We start from the raw sequence: 17,319 nt of genomic DNA, 5'->3' as shown, positions 1-17,319 counted from the left end.
GCCAGACTCATTCCGAGAGCACTGCTCTCGGGGTCTCGACAGGCTCGACCACCGAAGCAAAAGGAGATAGTCATGAACAGCACCTACCTCGTCATCGGGGCCGGCCCCGTCGGCTCGACCATCGCCCAGCAGCTCGCAGCCCGCGGGGATCGCGTACGCCTCCTCACCCGCTCCGGCAGCGGCCCGGTGCACGCGAGCATCGAGCGGCTCCGCGGCGACGCCACGGATCTCGACACCGTCACCCAGGCGGCCGCCGGAGTGAGCGCCGTCTTCCACTGCATGCACGGCAGCGCCTACGCCGCCGACACCTGGCGCGCCGAGCTCCCGCGCGCCGAGAAGGTCGTGCTCGAGGCCGCCGGACGGGCCGGTGCCGTGGTGGTCTTCCCGGAGAGCCTCTACGCCTACGGCCACGTCACCGGGCCGATGACCGAGCAGACGCCGCGCGACGCCGACTTCGGCAAGCCCGCGGTGCGGGTCGAGCTGCTCCGTGCCCGCGACGCCTCCCCGACCCCGACGGTCAGCGTCGCGGCCTCGGACTTCTACGGCCCGCTGGTGCGTACCGCCCACGCCGGCGAGCGCATGGTCCCCACCGTCCTCGCCGGCCGCACCATGCGCGTCCTCGGCGACCCGAACGCGCCGCACTCCTGGACGTACGTCCCCGACCTGGGCGCCGCGATGATCCGGGCGGCCGACCAGGAGAGCCTGTGGAACACCTTCCTGCACGCGCCCACCGCACCCGCGATCTCCCAGCGCGCGCTGGTCCAGCTCTACGCCGACGTGGCCGGGGTCGCAGCGCCCCGGGTCGGCCGCATCCCCACCTGGACGATGAAGGCGATCGGCACGGTGCACGCCGGGACCCGGGAGCTGGCCGAGATGGTCTACCAGTTCGACGAGCCGTTCGTGCTGGACTCCTCGGCCAGCGAGGCCCTGCTCGGCCTGGCCCCCACCCCGCTCGAGACCGGGGCCAAGGCGACGGTGGACTGGTGGCGTACGCAGGCCTGAGCCCGGCAGGGCTGGAGCTACCGCGCGCTCCATCCGCCGTCGATGGCCCACGAGGCGCCGGAGACCATCGATGCGTCCGGGCCGGTCAGCCAGCCGACCAGAGAGCCGACCTCGTCCGGCTCGACCAGCCGCTTCACCGCCACGTCCTGCAGGAGCACCTGCTCGACCACCTCGGAGGCCGGGACACCGTGCACCTCCGCCTGGTCGGCGATCTGCTTCTCCACCAGCGGCGTACGCACATAGCCCGGGTTGACGCAGACGCTGGTCACCCCGTGCGGGCCGCCCTCGAGGGCGGTGACCTTCGAGAGTCCCTCCAGGCCGTGCTTGGCCGAGACGTAGGCGCTCTTGAAGGGGGAGGCGACCAGGCCGTGTACGGAGGAGATGTTGACGATGCGGCCCCAGCCGTTGGCGTACATGTGCGGCAATGCGGCCCTGACCAGCAGGAACGGAGCGACCAGCATGATCGAGTGGATCCTGCGGAAGTCGTCGGGGTCGAACTTCTCGATCGGGCTGACCCGCTGGATGCCGGCGTTGTTGACCAGGATGTCGACCTCCAGGGTGAGGTCGTCCAGCTCCTCGGTTGCGGTCAGGTCCACCACCCACGCCTCGCCGCCGATCTCCTCGGCGAGGGCATGGGCGGCATCGCCGGCCACATCGGCGACGACGACCCGCGCACCACGGGCGGCGAGCTCGCGGGCCACCGCCGCACCGATCCCCGAGGCGCCGCCGGTGACCAGGGCGCGGCGGCCCCGCAGCGTACGTCCGGAGGTGTCCGGCGCCGGCGGGGCCGTCGTCGCAGAGCTCACGCCGGGCTCACCTCGCGCTCGGCACGCTCGGCGTCGGCGCGGTCCAGAGCCCGCAGCGAGGCGCCCCGGGTCTCCTTGAGCGTGAGCACGACGAGCGCAGTGATGATGCCGGCGACGGCGAGGTAGATCGCGGTGTTGGTCCAGGTGCCGGTGTCCTTGAGCCAGGCGATGGCGAGCAGCGGCGCGAGCGAGCCGGCGAAGATCGAGGTCACCTGGTAGGAGATCGAGATGCCGGAGTAGCGCATCCGGGTCGGGAACATCTCGGCCATGATCGCGGGCTGCGTGGAATACATCAGCGCGTGGATGGCCAGACCGGCGATGAGCGCCGCCACGATCGCGAGGTTGTTCTTGGTGTCGAGCATCGGGAACGCCCAGAAGCCCCAGGTCGCGCCCAGCACCGCCCCGACCAGGTAGACCGGCTTGCGGCCCACGCCATCGGCGATCCGGCCCACGGCGAGGATGAAGAAGAAGTGGCAGGCGTGCGCGACCGCGATCAGGCCGAGCAGGGCGCCCTGGTCCATCTTCTGGTCCTCGACCAGGTAGACGATCGAGAAGGACACCACCAGGTAGTACATGATGTTCTCCGCGAACCGCAGGCCCATGCCCTTGAGCACGCCCAGCGGGTAGCGGCGGAGCACCTCGAAGACGCCGTAACCGGCCGAAGCGGACTCGGACTGCTCCGCCTTCGCCTCCTCGAAGATCGGCGAGTCGGTCACCGAGCGGCGGATGAAGTAGCCGACGACGACCACCACGGCCGAGAGCCAGAACGCGACCCGCCAGCCCCACGCCAGGAAGGCGGCGTCGGAGAGCGCGAGGGTCATCACGGTGAGCACCAGCGTGGCGAGCAGGTTGCCCACCGGCACCGCGGCCTGCGGCCAGGCGGCCCAGGTCGCCCGCCTGTCGTCGGGGGCGTGCTCGGCGACCAGCAGGACGGCGCCGCCCCACTCACCGCCCAGGGCGAGCCCCTGCACGAACCGCAGCACCACCAGCGCGATCGGCGCGGCGAGGCCGATCTGGTTGTACGTCGGCAGGCAGCCCATCAGGACGGTGGCGACACCGATCAGCATGATGGTCAGCTGCAGCGTGTACTTGCGGCCGAGGCGGTCGCCGATGTGGCCGAAGACGACGCCGCCCAGCGGGCGGGCGACGAACCCGATGGCGTACGTCACGAAGGCGGCGATGATCGCGTCGTACGCGTTGCCGGTGGCCGGCATGATCACCTTGGCGAAGACCAGCGCCGAGGCGGTGGCGTAGAGGAAGAAGTCGTACCACTCCACGACCGTGCCGGCCATGGAGGCCGCCACGGTCCTGCGGAGCAGGCTCTGCTCGTCGACTGGGGGGTCGTTGGGGGCGGCGGTGGCGCCCGGCTGTGTCGAGGACATGCCTGGGAGTGTGACAGCGATCACGATGTGCTCGCAACGCGCATGTTGGCACACGGTGTGAACGAAAATGCACATTGGTGGATAGGGTGGCTCGATGGCCAACACTCCGTCGACGCCGCCCTCCGCCGACCAGCTGCTCGTGCTGCTGGAGGTGGCGCGCAGCGGCCGCTTCACCACCGCCGCCCGCTCGCTGGGCCTGACCCACACGACGGTCAGCCGCAACATCTCCGCCCTCGAGCGCGCCCTCGGCGGCCGGGTCCTGGTGCGCGGCTCCGACGGCTGGGCGCTGACCGCTCTCGGTGAGCGCGCGGCACGTGCCGCCGAGGGAGTGGCCGAGTCGCTGGCCCGGCTGGCTGCCGACGAGCCTGCCGACCCGGTGGCCGGCGTGGTCCGGATGTCGACGACCGACGGGTTCGCTGCGTACATCGCCTCGCCGGCGGTGGCCGCGCTGCGGCAGGACCATCCCGACCTCTCGGTCGAGATCGTCACCGTGACCCGGCAGGCGGCGCAGCACCGATCCGGCGTGGACATCGAGGTGGTGGTCGGCGAGCCCGCGGTGAACCGCGGCCGGGCGATGCACCTGGGTGAGTACGAGCTCGGCCTCTACGCCTCCCCCGGCTATCTGGAGCGCCACGGCGCCCCCGGCACGATCGAGGAGGCCGTACGCCACCGCCTGGTCTACTTCGTCGACTCGATGCTCCAGGTAGACGACCTCGACCTCCCCCGGCGGCTGCTGCCCGGCATCCGCGACGCGGTCACCTCCACGAACGTGTTCGTGCACGTCGAGGCGACCCGGGCAGGCGCCGGTCTGGGCCTGCTGCCCTGCTTCATGGCCGACCGGCACCCCGACCTCGTCCGGATGCTCCACGAGGACATCCATCAGCGGCTGCCCTACTGGGCGGTCGTGCATCCCGAGTCCTGGCGCCGGCCTGCCGTGGCCGCCGTCGTGGGCGGTCTGCGGGAGCAGATGGACGAGCAGCGAGATGCCCTGATCGGCCGGTGACGCCCGCGGATTCGTTGGTACCGGCGAGACGTCGGATGCCCGATCCTGGCCCCATGCTCCGCCGTTCCCCCGACCATCAGCGACAATTCACGGGTGCCACATTCGACTCGGGCAGCCGCTACGCGCCTGGTGGCATTCTTCGTGGCCGGGATGCGACTGGCGACCCTCGCGCAGATGGCACCGTCACTGCTGACGGCGATGCCCGCGCTCTCCCGCGTCGATCATCCCTGGCTGACCGGAGCCAGCTGGATCCTGGCCACCGTCATGCTCGTCGCGATCGCTGCGATCACCCTGGTCACCCGGCGCCCGCCGGGAGTGCCGTACGCCGTGCTCGACGTCGCCGTGGCTGTGGCGCTGCTGATCGTGGGGCTGTGGACAGTCCCGGTGGAGCTGCGTACGGGCACCTGGGTGGGGTTCCAGCTGGGCTATGCGCTGTGCGTTTCCTGCGGGCTCTCGGCCGTACGCTCGCGGTGGCTGTGGATGTTCCTGCTCGCCTCGCTGGCGGTCGCCGAGGCGGTCTACATAGCGCCGACCGTGGACGGCTGGGCCGACCTCACCGGCGCGCTGAGCACCTGCCTGACGCTGCTGGTCCTCGGGCCGCTGGCCTGGTTCGGCTGTCAGACGATCGTGCGGATCGGGACCGAGGCCGATGAGGCGCGGCGCTATGCCGCCGAGGCAGCGAAGGCCGAGGAGGAGCGTCGTGCCCGGCTCGCGATCCACAACGGCACCGCGATGATGCGGCTGCTCGTGGAGACCGACACCGCCGACGGCAACGGCGCGCTGCGATCGCAGGCCGAGGTCGAGCTCAACCGGATGCGCGCCTATCTGAGCGGCCAGACCCCGCCGCCGGTGAGCGAGGCGACCAATCTGGCCGCGGTGGTCACCGCCGTCGGCGCGGAGTTCGACGACCTCCCGATCACGGTGGTCGCCGATCTCGCCCAGGACGTCGCGCTCCGACGCGCGCTCGCCGACGACCTGGCCGCGGCGCTGCGCAGCCTGCTCCTCAACGTACGTCAGCACGCGCGGGCGGGCCGGGTCGTCCTGCACGCCGCCGAGGACGAGGACGGCACCGGCTGGGAGGTCACCCTGCACGACGACGGCGTCGGCTTCGACACCTCTGCGACCGACTACGGGGTCGGGCTGCGGGAAGTGGTCGTCGAGCAGCTCGCGCGCTCGGGCGTCGACGTCCAGATCAACAGCATCCGCGACCTCGGTACCACGGTCACGCTCGCGCGGACGACCGTCGCGGAGGTCTCGTGATGTCTGAGGTGACCTCCGGGCCGCGCTTCAGCCATGTGGACGACGCGACGGCGATGCGCGCCTCGCTGAGTCTGCTCCTGCCCGATCTGAACTTCGTGTCGAGCCACGAGAACGTCGAGGACCTGCTCACCGCGCGGCCGGAGGCCGACGTGGTGATCCTCGACCTCCACCTCACCAACACCGGCCAGCCCGACGCCTCACAGGGCACCACGGCCATCCGCCGCATCGTCGAGGCCGGCTACCGGGTCTGCGTCTACTCCCAGGAGGAGCGCCGGTTCGTGCTCGCGGCCTGCCTCGCCGCCGGGGCGACCGGCGTGGTCTCGAAGGCGGCCTCGCTGGCCGAGGCGGAGGCGGCGTTCCGTGCGGTGGCCGCCGATGAGCCGGTGATCCCCCCGGGTATCACCGGCCTCATCGAGGTCCTCGTCCGCCGCCGCAGCATCACCGTCCTCACGCCGAGGCAACGCGAGGTCCTCGCTCATCGCGCCCGCGGGCTGACGTACGCCGAGATGAGCCGGTCGATGTACCTGTCCGAGTCGACCTTGCGCGGCTACTGGATGGAGCTGGCCCAGCTGGTCTCGGAGTATCTGCGGGAGACCTCGCCCGGCGACATCGAGCACGCCCTCGGGCTGCGCCCGGGCGACCTGCTCGACCTCTGGCCAGGGTGAGCGCTAGCTGCTGATCCCGCTCCACTTCCACGAACCGTCGGTGCCGACCCGGGTCGAGGCGGAGAAGGTCGTGCTGTGCCCGATCCCGCTGCTCTGGCGGATGCGCACCGCATTGCCGGTCGTGGGGTTGATCAGCACGATGTCCTTGGCCGCGACCGCGCCGTCTGCGTCGTAGCAGTTGTGCACGGACATGTACCGCCAACCGGTGCCGAGGCTGCGGACGACGTACTTCTTCGCCTCCGCCGGGCGGTCGGGACGTACGACGATCTGCTCGAGCTTGTTGGTGCTCGGGTTGATCGAGTAGAGGAGGTTGTACATCACCCCGTTGTGGCTGGTCCACACGCCTGCGACGGTCGTCGTGCTCGGCAGGGTGACCGGCAGGTTCGTGACCGTGCCGAGGCGGGTGCCCGCGCTGGAGTAGGTGAGCGCGGTCTGCTGCACGACGCCGGAGGTCGTGACGCTGTAGACCGCTGTCGTCGGGCCGTTCACGACCTTCTTGGGGTTCCAGCCGGTCACCGCGGTGCCGTTGGAGCGGTAGAGCTGTGCGGCCTTCGTCTCGGTCAGCACGGACTGCCCGTTGGTCCCGCCGAGGGTCACGGTGCGGCCGGTGCCGTCGGTGCCGGGCACGATGTAGCCGGTCTTCCAGGTGGTGTCGTCGCCGGCGCCGCCGATCTCGATCCACGCCCGCGGCGACCAGCTGACCGTGCCGGCGCTGCGGTAGTTGCCGGTCACCGTGCTGTTCTTGATGGAGCGCTTGCGGATGTAGCCGCTCGCCTTGCCGTTGATCGAGCCGGAGCAGTTCACGGTGCCGGCCGCGGCGGCCGGCGAGCTCGCAGCTCCGAGCGCGGTGAGCGATCCGGCCAGCAGGGCCGTGCCGGCGATGGCGACCAGAGCTGAACGACGCTGTCGAGTCTTGATCTTCATGCCGCCGAGCGTATGGTCCGCGGCCCGTTCAGCGGTCCCAACGAATCCGCACACTTCACGACTTCTTAACGTCCACTAACTGGGCGAAATCGTCCCATAACCTGGACGACGCGCTTCGGATGGGTACCGTGGCCGCCATGTTCACGAAGGTGTTGGTTGCCAACCGCGGTGAGATCGCGATCCGAGCTTTCCGCGCAGGCTTTGAGCTCGGGGCCAAGACGGTCGCCGTCTTTCCCTACGAGGACCGGGGCTCAGAGCACCGGCTGAAGGCCGACGAGGCCTACCAGATCGGAGAGCTCGGTCACCCGATCCGGGCCTATCTCGATCCGGACGCGATCGTCGAGGTCGCCAAGCAGAGCGGCGCGGACGCGATCTACCCCGGCTATGGGTTCCTCTCCGAGAATCCGGCCCTGGCCGAGGCCTGCGCCCGGGCGGGGATCACGTTCATCGGACCGTCGGCGGAGGTCCTCACGCTCACCGGCAACAAGGCCACCGCCATCGCGGCGGCCAAGGCTGCCGGCGTACCGACTCTGCAGTCGGTCGAGCCGTCCACCGATGTCGACGCCCTCGTCTCCGCCGCCTCCGTTCTGCCCTACCCGCTGTTCGTGAAGGCGGTCGCGGGTGGCGGTGGTCGCGGGATGCGGCGGGTCGACTCCCCCGACAAGCTGCGCGAGGCGGTCGAGACCTGCATGCGCGAGGGCGAGGCGGCCTTCGGCGACCCGACCGTGTTCATCGAGCAGGCCGTGGTCGAGCCCCGTCACATCGAGGTGCAGATCCTCGCCGACGGCGAGGGCAACGTCATCCACCTCTTCGAGCGTGACTGCTCGGTGCAGCGCCGCCACCAGAAGGTCGTGGAGATCGCTCCCGCCCCCAATCTCGACCCTGAGCTGCGCGAACGCATCTGCGCGGACGCGGTGCGGTTCGCCAAGGAGATCGGCTACTCCTGCGCCGGCACCGTCGAGTTCCTGCTCGACCCCGCCGGCAACTACGTCTTCATCGAGATGAACCCGCGCATCCAGGTCGAGCACACCGTGACCGAGGAGGTCACCGACGTCGACCTGGTCCGCTCCCAGATGCGGATCGCGTCCGGCGAGACGCTGGCCGACCTCGGGCTCACCCAGGACTCCGTGCAGCTGCGCGGCGCCGCGATGCAGTGCCGGATCACCACCGAGGATCCCGCCAACAACTTCCGCCCCGACACGGGCATGATCACCACCTACCGCTCCCCCGGCGGTGCCGGGATCCGCGTCGACGGCGGCACGACGTACGCCGGGGCCGAGGTCTCGCCCCACTTCGACTCGATGCTCGCCAAGCTCACCTGTCGTGGGCGCACCTTCGAGGACGCCGTCACCCGGGCCCGACGGGCCGTGGCGGAGTTCCGCATCCGCGGGGTCGCGACGAACATCCCGTTCCTGCAGGCGCTGCTCGACGACCCCGACTTCATCTCGGGCTCGATCACGACCTCGTTCATCGAGACCCACCCGCAGCTGCTGACCGCGCGGGCCTCCGGTGACCGCGGCACCAAGCTGCTCACCTACCTGGCCGACGTGACCGTCAACCAGCCGCACGGCGCCGCGCCGGTCTCGCTCCACCCGGTCGAGAAGCTGCCGAAGCTCGACCTGTCGGTGGCTCCGCCAGCGGGCTCGCGCGATCTGCTTCGCGAGCTCGGGCCGGAGGGCTTCGCCGCCGCGCTGCGCTCCCAGGAGTCGGTCGCGGTCACCGACACCACCTTCCGCGACGCCCACCAGTCGCTGCTGGCGACCCGGGTCCGCACCACCGACCTGCTCGGCGTGGCCGGCCATGTCGCCCGGTTGACGCCGCAGCTGTGGTCGATGGAGGCATGGGGTGGCGCGACGTACGACGTGGCTCTCCGCTTCCTCTCCGAGGACCCGTGGGAGCGGCTGGCGCACCTGCGTGAGGCGATCCCGAACATCAACCTGCAGATGCTGCTGCGCGGTCGCAACACGGTGGGCTACACGCCCTACCCGACCGAGGTCACCGACGCGTTCGTCTCGGAGGCCGCCGAGACCGGCATCGACGTGTTCCGGATCTTCGACGCGCTCAACGACGTGTCCCAGATGCGGCCGGCGATCGACGCGGTGCGGGCGACCGGGACGTCCGTCGCCGAGGTGGCGCTCTGCTACACCGGCGACCTCTCCTCGCCGGACGAGAAGCTCTACACGCTCGACTACTACCTGCGGCTGGCCGAGGAGATCGTCTCGGCCGGGGCGCACGTACTGGCGATCAAGGACATGGCCGGGCTGCTGCGGGCACCCGCCGCGCGCACCCTGGTCACCGCGCTCCGGGAGCGGTTCGACCTGCCGGTCCACCTGCACACCCACGACACCGCCGGTGGCCAGCTCGCCACGCTGACGGCCGCGATCGAGGCCGGCGTCGACGCCGTCGACGCCGCGACCGCGTCGATGGCCGGCACCACCTCCCAGCCGCCGCTCTCCTCGCTGGTGGCAGCGACCGACCACACCTCGCGTGCCACTGGCCTGTCGTTGGCGGCGGTCAACTCGCTCGAGCCCTACTGGGAGGCCGTACGCCGCGTCTACGCCCCCTTCGAGTCCGGACTGCCCGCGCCGACCGGCCGGGTCTACCGCCACGAGATCCCGGGTGGCCAGCTCTCCAACCTGCGCCAGCAGGCGATCGCGCTCGGGCTGGGCGAGAAGTTCGAGCAGATCGAGGACATGTACGCCGCGGCCAACCAGATCCTCGGTCGCGTCCCCAAGGTCACGCCATCGTCCAAGGTCATCGGCGACCTGGCTCTGTCGTTGGTCGCCGCCGGTGCCGACCCGGCCGCGTTCGAGGCCGACCCGGCTGCGTACGACATCCCGGGCTCGGTCATCGGGTTCCTCAACGGGGAGCTCGGTGACCCGCCGGGCGGCTGGCCCGAGCCGTTCCGCAGCAAGGCGACCGCGGGACGCACCTGGAAGGCGGCGTCGCCGACGCTGTCGGCCGAGGACGCCGCCGGGCTCGCCTCCGACCGCCGTGGGACGCTCAACCGGCTGCTCTTCCCCGGCCCGACGAAGGACTTCACCGAGGCCCGCTCGAAGTGGGGCGACGTATCGGTGATCTCGACGCTCGACTACCTCTACGGCCTGCGCGAGGGCGAGGAGCACACCGTCGAGCTCTCCGAGGGCAAGACGGTCATCTTCGGGCTCACCGCCGTCTCCGAGCCCGACGAGCGCGGCATCCGCACCGTCATGGCCACGATCAACGGCCACCTGCGCCCGATCGGGGTACGTGACCGCTCCGTCGCCGCCGAGGTCGCCGCCGCCGAGAAGGCCGACCCCGCCGTTCCCGGCCAGGTCGCCGCGCCGTTCCAGGGCGTCGTGACCATCTCGGTCGCGGCCGGTGAGTCGGTCAAGGCGGGCGACACCGTCGCCACCATCGAGGCCATGAAGATGGAGGCCGCCATCACCGCCCCCGTTGACGGCACCGTCTCCCGCCTCGCCTTCTCCGGCACCCAGGCCGTCGACGGCGGCGATCTGGTGCTCGTCCTCGACTGAGCCGAGACGTCAGCGGCGTCGGCCGAGCTGGCACCTCGGTGCCATCTCGGCCGACGCACGCGCCCTCTCGGCAGGGTCAGACCGCTGCGTACGCCTCGACCCAGTCCTCCGCACGCAGGTCTCGCGGCAGCACCGGGGCCTGAGATCGCCGGCGTCGCCGGGCGATCCGGCCGGCGAGCGCAGCGGGGACGCCGTTACGGCGCAGGATCTCGGCGACCCCGCGGCCTCGGCTGCTGAAGACCGTGGCCACCCACGACTGGAAGTCGCGGAGCTCCGACTCGGGCAGCAGCGGCTCACGACGACGGTCGATGAGCAGCAGGCCGCCATCGACGTTCGGCCGCGGCCGGAAGGCGGTCGACGGGACCCGGCGGTCGAGGGTGAAGGTGAACCACGGCCACCACTGCGCGGTGAGCTGGGTCGTGCCGCCGACGCCCGCGCGCTTGCGGGCGACCTCCCACTGGGTGAGGAGTACGGCATGGCGCCACGTCGTCGAGGCGAGCAGGTGGCGCAGGATCGGCGTGGTCAGGTGGAACGGGACGTTGGAGACGACGACCGCGTCCTGCGGTGGCGCGTGACGCAGGATGTCGCCCTCGGCGATGCACACGTGCGTACCGGTCCGTCGCCGCAGCTCGGCGGCTCGGCGAGAGTCGATCTCGACCCCCTCCAGCGGACGACCCAGCTCGGCCAGCGCCAGCGTGACGGCACCGTTGCCGGTGCCCCATTCCACCAGCGGACCCTGCCGCTGCGAGACGAGATGGACGATGCGGTCGAGTACCGACCTGTCGGTGAGAAAGTTCTGGCCGAGCTCGTGCCGGCCAGGGCGTACGTCGGGCATGGATGCTCCTCGAGACAGAAGGAGCCGGGCGGCATGCGGGTAGCACTCGGAGCCGCCCGGCAGGGTTGCCAGGTGGCGGCGCGAATGCGACGAGTGCTTCGGTGGGATCCGCGCCGTCAGCGGCGGCGGATCCGAACGATCATCGTCATGCAGCAGTTACCCATGGCGCTCACGCTAGCGAAGGCGCGGCGCTGCTCGCACACCGTTTTCGGGGGTGGCTACTCGACGTGATGGAGGCGGCGGGCGACCTCGGCGGTGGAGCCGGAGATCGAGGGGTAGACGGTGAAGGTGTTGGCGATCTGGTCGACGGTGAGGCCGGTGGAGACGGCGAGCGCGATCGGGTGGATCAGCTCCGAGGCACGCGGGCCAACGACGACGCCGCCGATGACGACGCCGGTGCCGGGGCGGGAGATGAGCTTGACGAAGCCGTCGGAGATGCCCTGCATCTTCGCCCGCGGGTTGCCCTTGAGGTCGAGGCGCAGGGTGTCGGCGACGACCTCGCCCGAGTCGACCTGCGCCTGCGAGTAGCCGACCGTGGCGATCTCCGGGGAGGTGAAGACGTTGGCCGCGACCTCCTTGAGGTCCATCGGGATGACCGCGTCGCCGAGGAAGTGGCGCATCGCGATCCGGCCGGCCATGGCGGCGGTCGAGGCGAGCATGAAGCCACCGGTGCAGTCGCCGGCTGCGTACACGCCGTAGGCGGAGGTACGCGACACCTTGTCGGTGCGGATGAACCCACCCTCGTCGAGCTCGATGCCGGCCTCCTCGAGGCCGAGGCCCTCGGTGTTAGGGATCGAGCCGAGCGCGAGGACACAGTGGCTGCCGGTGACCTCGCGGCCGTCGGTCAGCTTGACGGTGACGACGTCGCCGGAGCGGGTCACGGACTCCATCCGCGACTTGCTGAGGATGTTCATCCCCTGCCGCTCGAGCACGTCCTGGAGGACCGTCGCCGCATCGGCGTCCTCACCGGGCAGAACCCGATCGCGCGAGGAGACCAGGGTGACCTGGGACCCGAGGTTGAGGTAGGCGTTGGCGAACTCCACGCCCGTGACACCCGAGCCGACGACGATCATGTGCGAGGGCAGCTCGTCGAGGTCGTAGACCTGCTCCCAGGTCAGGATCCGCTCGCCGTCGGGCTGCGCGGTGGGCAGCACCCGCGGCCGGGCGCCGGTGGCGATCAGGACCGCGTCGTTCTCGATGGCCTCCTCGGTGCCGTCCTGGGCCCGGGTCGCGATCACCTGACGCTTGTCGGCGTCGATGCGCCCGGTGCCCTTGACAATGCGGATGCCGCGGCGGGTCAGCCGGCTCTCGATGTCGCTCGACTGCGCGAGCGCGAGCGACTTGACGCGCTTGTTGACCAGCTCGAGGTCGGCGTAGAGCTCGGTGGCCGGGTCGCCGTGGTGGTCGCGGAAGTTGATGCCCAGGTCGCGGGCGAGCGTCATGTCCGACATCAGCTCGGAGGTGGCGATCAGAGTCTTGCTCGGTACGCAGTCGGTGAGCACCGCGCTGCCGCCGAGGCCGTCACGGTCGACGACCGTGACCTCCGCCCCGAGCTGCTGCGCGACCAGCGCCGCCTCGTATCCGCCTGGACCCCCACCAATGATCGTCACCCGCGCCATGGGCCGCATTCTTCCACGCGCCCTGGAGAGGCAGAGTCAGCCCATCGTCTTCTGACCGTCGATGGTCTCCCGGATGATGTCGGCGTGGCCGGCGTGCTGGGCGGTCTCGGCCAGGATGTGGGCGAGGACCCGACGGTTGGACCACCGCGCGCCGGCCTCGAACCACGGGGCCTCGGGAAGGGTGTGGTCCGCGTCGAGGTCGACGGTCTGGATCAGCTCGTCGGTGGCCGCGGCCACGGCCTCGTACGCCTCGAGCACACCCTCCAGTGTCTCGTGCTCGGCGAGCACGAAGTCGGCGGCGAACTCGGCGTACTTCTCCGGGGTGAGCTCCTGCGCCACCGCGCCACGGACGATGAAGTCGGCCCAGCCTCGCTCGCCGGCTGACACATGCTTGACCAGACCGCCGAGGCTGAGCGCGGAGGCGGTCGGGGTGAGCCGGGCCTGCTCGTCGGTCAGGTTGCGGACGGCGTAGCGCAAGAAGCCGCGGTGCTTGGCCAGGGTCTCGAGCAGGTCGGTCCGCTCACGGGACAGGGTGGCGGTGGCGCTGGTCTTCATGGCGCTGGCGGCGGTTGCGGTCATGACATGGACTCCTTGGTCGTGTTTCCCTCTGACACCGACAACGCTATGAGCCGTTCAGGTCAGTTTCTGTCCGCATTGGACCGAGGGCCGGAAAAGACTCGCCGGCGATTACTCTGCTGGGATGACCAGCCCTGCCAACCCGACCCGGAGCGACGCGGTCCGCAACCGTGACCTCCTGGTCACCGCCGCCCGCGAGGTGCTCGCCGAGCAGGGTCTGGACGCGCCGATGTCGGCGGTCGCCAAGCGCGCCGGCGTCGGCCAGGGCACCCTCTACCGGCACTTCCCCGACCGGCTCACCCTGGCCACCGCGGTGCTGGAGGAGAACGTGCGCGACATCGAGCAGGTCGCCGCCCGCCCCGATGCGACGCTGGCCGATGTGCTCGGCGTCGTCACCTGGCAGATGATCCACTCGACCGCGTTCGTCGGCATCATCCGGCTCAGCGACGAGGAGAGCTCCCTCTTCCTCGCCGATCGGGTACGCACCGCCATCGGCGGTCTCCCGAGGGAGAGCTACGACACTGACGACCTCATGCTCGCCGTCGCGATGGTCTCCGGCGGCGTGCACGGACCCACGCCTGAGGCGCGCGAGACCGCTGCCCGCCGGGCGTGGGGTCTGCTCGGGATCGAGATCGGCCCGGTCACGCCGGGCGTCTGAGCCCGGGGTTTCTAGGCGGCCGACCAGCCGCCGTCGGAGGCGACCACGGCTCCGTTGATGTTCACCGAGTCGCGCGAGAGCAGGAACGTGATCGAGGCGGCGAGCTCCTCGGCGGTGGCGATGCCGGGGATCGCGACGCGCATCCCGGCCGTCCGGGACGAGCCGTAGGGCGCGCTCTTGGGCACGTGGATCCCGGTCGCGACCGCGCCGGGAGCGAGCGCGTTGATACGCACGCCGGTCCCCGCGTACTGGAACGCCGCCGACTTCGTCAGTCCGACCAGGGCGTGCTTCGAGGTCGTGTACGCAGCACCGGCCGCCGAGCCGCGGAGCCCGGCCTCCGAGACGACGTTGACGATCCGGCCCTCACCCGCGGCGAGCATCCCGGGCAGCACCGCGCGCATCAGCCGCATCGGCCCGTCGACGTTGACCGACATGCAGCGGGTCCAGATCGTGTCGTCGATCTCGTGCGGAGCGGCGTCGTCGTCCATCACACCGGCGACGTTGGCCAGCGCATCGATGCGCTCGCCTGCGGCGGCCACGACGGCGGCTGCGGTCTCCGGCGCGGTGATGTCCGCGGCCAGCGCGAGGAACCTCTCGCCCAGCTCGCTCGCGGTCATGGACAGCTTCTCGGCCGAGACGTCGATGCCGACCACCCGTCCGCCCTCGCCGACGATGCGCGCCGCGACCGCCTTCCCGATCCCGCCCGCGGCCCCGGTCACCACCACGGTCTGGCCGGCGAACCGGCCGCCGGTGAGCACCTCGGTCCAGGGCTGGGGCGAGCCGATCTCGATGCCCAGGTCGGCCGCGGGCTCGGCGGGCGCGCTCGCGGGAGCGGCGTCGACGGTCGGCACGCCGTCGGGGATCACGCCGGTCTCGGCGACACCGACCAGCAGCCCGACGACCTCGGCCGGGAACCTGCCGCCGGACATCTCGACGAGCTTGTCCAGCGGCAGCCCGAGCGCCGGCGCGAGCGCCTCCTCGGTGCCGCCGCCGGCCGCGATGATGCCGCGCAGGACCTTCCCGGCCACCGGATGGGCCAGGAAGCTGCGTACGGGCGAGGAGGCGGTGAGGGTCGACATGGCGGCGGCCTTTCGTCGGAGGCGATCCGGACACGCTTGTCCGTTTCGGCTATCGTAACCGCGAATGCCGCTCGGGGCACTTCGCGACCCTCGTCGGCGCACCGGGCAGACCCCACCCCACGAGAGGAGCCGCGACATGACCCTGCCGCGCTGCGAGAACCCGGTCACCCCCGAGCGCGCCAGCGAGATCAGGGAGCGCTACACCGCCGAGCGCGAGCGCCGGGTACGTCCCGACGGATCCGCGCAGTACCGCCCCACCGAGGCCGAGTTCGGCTACTTCGCCGAGGACCCCTACACCGAGCGCGCCGAGCGCGATCCGGTCCGCGACGTGGTCGACGTGGCGGTCGTCGGCGGCGGCTTCGGCGGCATCCTCGCCGGCGCGCGGCTGTGCCAGCAGGGCATCGGGTCGGTGCGCGTGGTGGAGAAGGGCGGCGACTTCGGCGGCACCTGGTACTGGAACCGCTACCCCGGCATCCACTGCGACATCGACGCGACCGTCTACCTGCCGCTGCTCGAGGAGACCGGCTACATCCCGCGTTGGAAGTACGCCCCGGGCGAGGAGATCCGGCAGCACGCCGTACGCATCGCCGAGAAGTTCGACCTCTACGAGAACGCGCTCTTCTCGACCGCCGTGACCTCGCTGACCTGGGACGATGCCGACCGGCGCTGGCTGGTGACCACCGATCGCGGCGACGAGTTCCGGGCCACGTACGTCATCACAGCGACCGGCACCCTGACCGAGCCGAAGCTGCCCGGCATCCCCGGGATCGAGTCGTTCGCGGGACACACCTTCCACACCTCGCGCTGGGACTACGGCTACACCGGCGGCACCCCCGAGGGCGGCATGACCGGCCTGGCCGGCCGGAAGGTCGGCATCGTCGGCACCGGAGCGACCGGCATCCAGGCGGTGCCGATGCTCGCCGAGGATGCCGAGCACCTCTACGTCTTCCAGCGCACCCCCTCCACAGTCGGCGTACGCGGCCAGCGCCCGCTCACCGCCGCCGACGTCGGCGCGGACCGCCCCGGCTGGGCCACCGAGCGCCGCGAGAACTTCCTCCGGCTCGTCTCCGGCGAGGCCGTCCCGGGCGTCGACGAGGACCTCGTGGACGACGCCTGGACCGAGTCGGCGGCGCTGCTGGAGAAGCTGCTGCCGAGCTTCCGCCGCGACGAGGCCGGCCAGGGCAACGAGGAGTTCGAGGCCGCGTACGAGGCCCTCGACCACGCAACGATGGAGCGGATCCGCGCCCGGGTCACCGAGATCGTCGAGGATCCGGCGACCGCGTCAGCGCTTCAGCCCTGGTATCGCTACGCCTGCAAACGGCCGACGTTCTCCGACAGGTATCTGCCCGCGTTCAACCGCGACAACGTCACCCTCGTCGACACCGCCGACTCCCACGGCATCGAGCGGATGACCGAGCGCGGCGTGGTCGTGGACGGGGTCGAGTACGAGGTCGACGCGCTGGTCTTCGCGACCGGGTTCTCCGTCGGTGTCTCGGGGATCACCTCGGGAAGGCTGGAAGTGACGGGTCGCGACGGCGTACAGCTCCTCCAGGCCTGGGCACAGGAGGGCCCGCGGTCGCTGCACGGCTTCGCGTCCAGCGGGTTCCCCAACCTGCTCAAGATGGGCTCGCTCCACAACGCCAGCAGCGTGAACTTCAGCCACATCCTCGACGAGCAGGCCGTCCACGCCGCCGCGCTGGTGGTCGCCGCCGAGGCGCGCGGCGCTCTCGTCGAGCCGTCCCGTGAGGCCGAGGACGCCTGGGCCCGCCGGCTCGCCGAAGGTGCGCCACGGCATGCCTGGTTCCACGCCGAGTGCACCCCGGGCTACTACAACGCCGAGGGCGCCGGGCGTCCTGACGTCCCCACCGGCTACCCGGGCTCCGCCGTCGCCTTCCACGAGGAGCTCCGCGCCTGGCGCGAGACCTCCATCGACGAAGCGCTCACCGTGCCCCGGACGTGAAGAGGCCCGGGGATGCGATACGTACGCGTCCCCGG

The 17,319-nt window shown here is 71.1% G+C and carries 14 protein-coding genes; 7 read left to right on the top strand and 7 right to left on the bottom strand.

What is annotated here, in order from left to right:
• Positions 1-72: 72 nt before the first annotated feature.
• Positions 73-1,002: an NAD-dependent epimerase/dehydratase family protein gene (locus ABZY89_RS09785; protein ID WP_355226695.1), complete on the top strand. Its 930-nt coding sequence runs from the start codon at positions 73-75 to the stop codon at positions 1,000-1,002.
• A gap of 17 nt (positions 1,003-1,019) precedes the next feature.
• Here ABZY89_RS09785 and ABZY89_RS09780 read toward each other — a convergent pair whose 3' ends face one another.
• A complete protein-coding gene (locus ABZY89_RS09780; protein WP_355226694.1) occupies positions 1,020-1,808 on the bottom strand; it encodes a 3-hydroxybutyrate dehydrogenase in 789 nt (262 codons plus the stop codon).
• On the bottom strand, positions 1,805-3,190 hold the full coding sequence (locus tag ABZY89_RS09775) for an MFS transporter (protein WP_355226692.1): 1,386 nt from the start codon (positions 3,188-3,190) through the stop codon (positions 1,805-1,807). Before ABZY89_RS09775 ends, ABZY89_RS09780 begins: the two co-directional genes overlap by 4 nt.
• 94 nt (positions 3,191-3,284) lie before the next feature.
• On the opposite strand from ABZY89_RS09775, the gene ABZY89_RS09770 reads away from it, so the two are divergent.
• The 3 genes from ABZY89_RS09770 (at position 3,285) to ABZY89_RS09760 (ending at position 6,118) form a co-directional block, all read left to right on the top strand.
• Positions 3,285-4,193 carry a LysR family transcriptional regulator gene (locus tag ABZY89_RS09770; RefSeq protein WP_355226691.1) on the top strand — a complete coding sequence of 303 codons (909 nt, stop codon included), beginning with the start codon at positions 3,285-3,287 and terminating at the stop codon, positions 4,191-4,193.
• Positions 4,194-4,367: 174 nt separating this feature from the next.
• Entirely contained in the window at positions 4,368-5,453 is a 1,086-nt protein-coding gene (locus tag ABZY89_RS09765; protein ID WP_355226689.1) for a hypothetical protein, read from the top strand.
• Positions 5,453-6,118: a hypothetical protein gene (locus tag ABZY89_RS09760; RefSeq protein WP_355226687.1), complete on the top strand. Its 666-nt coding sequence runs from the start codon at positions 5,453-5,455 to the stop codon at positions 6,116-6,118. Before ABZY89_RS09765 ends, ABZY89_RS09760 begins: the two co-directional genes overlap by 1 nt.
• Before the next feature lie 3 nt (positions 6,119-6,121).
• Here ABZY89_RS09760 and ABZY89_RS09755 read toward each other — a convergent pair whose 3' ends face one another.
• Positions 6,122-7,042, bottom strand: coding sequence for a hypothetical protein (locus tag ABZY89_RS09755; protein WP_355226686.1), 921 nt, complete (start codon positions 7,040-7,042; stop codon positions 6,122-6,124).
• A gap of 137 nt (positions 7,043-7,179) precedes the next feature.
• Here ABZY89_RS09755 and ABZY89_RS09750 point away from each other — a divergent pair, with 137 nt between their 5' ends.
• Complete coding sequence (locus ABZY89_RS09750) at positions 7,180-10,557, top strand: pyruvate carboxylase (RefSeq protein ID WP_355226685.1); 3,378 nt, start codon at positions 7,180-7,182, stop codon at positions 10,555-10,557.
• Positions 10,558-10,633: 76 nt separating this feature from the next.
• On the opposite strand, the gene erm is transcribed toward ABZY89_RS09750, so the two are convergent.
• The 3 genes from erm to ABZY89_RS09735 form a co-directional block, all read right to left on the bottom strand.
• The gene (gene erm / locus ABZY89_RS09745) at positions 10,634-11,392 is read right to left on the bottom strand and encodes a 23S ribosomal RNA methyltransferase Erm (protein ID WP_355226683.1); all 759 of its coding nucleotides are present in this window, start codon (positions 11,390-11,392) and stop codon (positions 10,634-10,636) included.
• Between the two features lie 218 nt (positions 11,393-11,610).
• Positions 11,611-13,011: an NAD(P)H-quinone dehydrogenase gene (locus tag ABZY89_RS09740; RefSeq protein WP_355226682.1), complete on the bottom strand. Its 1,401-nt coding sequence runs from the start codon at positions 13,009-13,011 to the stop codon at positions 11,611-11,613.
• A 36-nt stretch (positions 13,012-13,047) separates the two neighbouring features.
• A complete protein-coding gene (locus tag ABZY89_RS09735) occupies positions 13,048-13,590 on the bottom strand; it encodes a DinB family protein (RefSeq protein WP_355226680.1) in 543 nt (180 codons plus the stop codon).
• A 121-nt stretch (positions 13,591-13,711) separates the two neighbouring features.
• Here ABZY89_RS09735 and ABZY89_RS09730 point away from each other — a divergent pair, with 121 nt between their 5' ends.
• Positions 13,712-14,245 carry a helix-turn-helix domain-containing protein gene (locus ABZY89_RS09730; RefSeq protein WP_355226678.1) on the top strand — a complete coding sequence of 178 codons (534 nt, stop codon included), beginning with the start codon at positions 13,712-13,714 and terminating at the stop codon, positions 14,243-14,245.
• Between the two features lie 11 nt (positions 14,246-14,256).
• Here the strand turns inward: ABZY89_RS09730 and ABZY89_RS09725 are convergent, their stop codons facing one another.
• Positions 14,257-15,324, bottom strand: coding sequence for an SDR family oxidoreductase (locus ABZY89_RS09725; RefSeq protein WP_355226676.1), 1,068 nt, complete (start codon positions 15,322-15,324; stop codon positions 14,257-14,259).
• Between the two features lie 136 nt (positions 15,325-15,460).
• Between ABZY89_RS09725 and ABZY89_RS09720 the strand changes: the two genes are divergently transcribed.
• Entirely contained in the window at positions 15,461-17,284 is a 1,824-nt protein-coding gene (locus tag ABZY89_RS09720; RefSeq protein ID WP_355226674.1) for an NAD(P)/FAD-dependent oxidoreductase, read from the top strand.
• Positions 17,285-17,319: the final 35 nt, after the last annotated feature.

It is taken from the genome of Nocardioides sp. NPDC006303, from assembly GCF_040613175.1.
Classification (GTDB): domain Bacteria; phylum Actinomycetota; class Actinomycetes; order Propionibacteriales; family Nocardioidaceae; genus Nocardioides.
This window is presented reverse-complemented; position numbering and strand designations above follow the sequence as displayed.

Coding starts and splice junctions, on each gene's coding strand:
- ABZY89_RS09785 (WP_355226695.1), top strand. CDS start 73: ATGAACAGCACCTACCTCGTCATCGGGGCCGGCCCCGTCGGCTCGACC.
- ABZY89_RS09775 (WP_355226692.1), bottom strand. CDS start 3,190: ATGTCCTCGACACAGCCGGGCGCCACCGCCGCCCCCAACGACCCCCCA.
- ABZY89_RS09770 (WP_355226691.1), top strand. CDS start 3,285: ATGGCCAACACTCCGTCGACGCCGCCCTCCGCCGACCAGCTGCTCGTG.
- ABZY89_RS09765 (WP_355226689.1), top strand. CDS start 4,368: ATGGCACCGTCACTGCTGACGGCGATGCCCGCGCTCTCCCGCGTCGAT.
- ABZY89_RS09760 (WP_355226687.1), top strand. CDS start 5,453: ATGTCTGAGGTGACCTCCGGGCCGCGCTTCAGCCATGTGGACGACGCG.
- ABZY89_RS09755 (WP_355226686.1), bottom strand. CDS start 7,042: ATGAAGATCAAGACTCGACAGCGTCGTTCAGCTCTGGTCGCCATCGCC.
- ABZY89_RS09750 (WP_355226685.1), top strand. CDS start 7,180: ATGTTCACGAAGGTGTTGGTTGCCAACCGCGGTGAGATCGCGATCCGA.
- erm (WP_355226683.1), bottom strand. CDS start 11,392: ATGCCCGACGTACGCCCTGGCCGGCACGAGCTCGGCCAGAACTTTCTC.
- ABZY89_RS09740 (WP_355226682.1), bottom strand. CDS start 13,011: ATGGCGCGGGTGACGATCATTGGTGGGGGTCCAGGCGGATACGAGGCG.
- ABZY89_RS09735 (WP_355226680.1), bottom strand. CDS start 13,590: ATGACCGCAACCGCCGCCAGCGCCATGAAGACCAGCGCCACCGCCACC.
- ABZY89_RS09730 (WP_355226678.1), top strand. CDS start 13,712: ATGACCAGCCCTGCCAACCCGACCCGGAGCGACGCGGTCCGCAACCGT.
- ABZY89_RS09725 (WP_355226676.1), bottom strand. CDS start 15,324: ATGTCGACCCTCACCGCCTCCTCGCCCGTACGCAGCTTCCTGGCCCAT.
- ABZY89_RS09720 (WP_355226674.1), top strand. CDS start 15,461: ATGACCCTGCCGCGCTGCGAGAACCCGGTCACCCCCGAGCGCGCCAGC.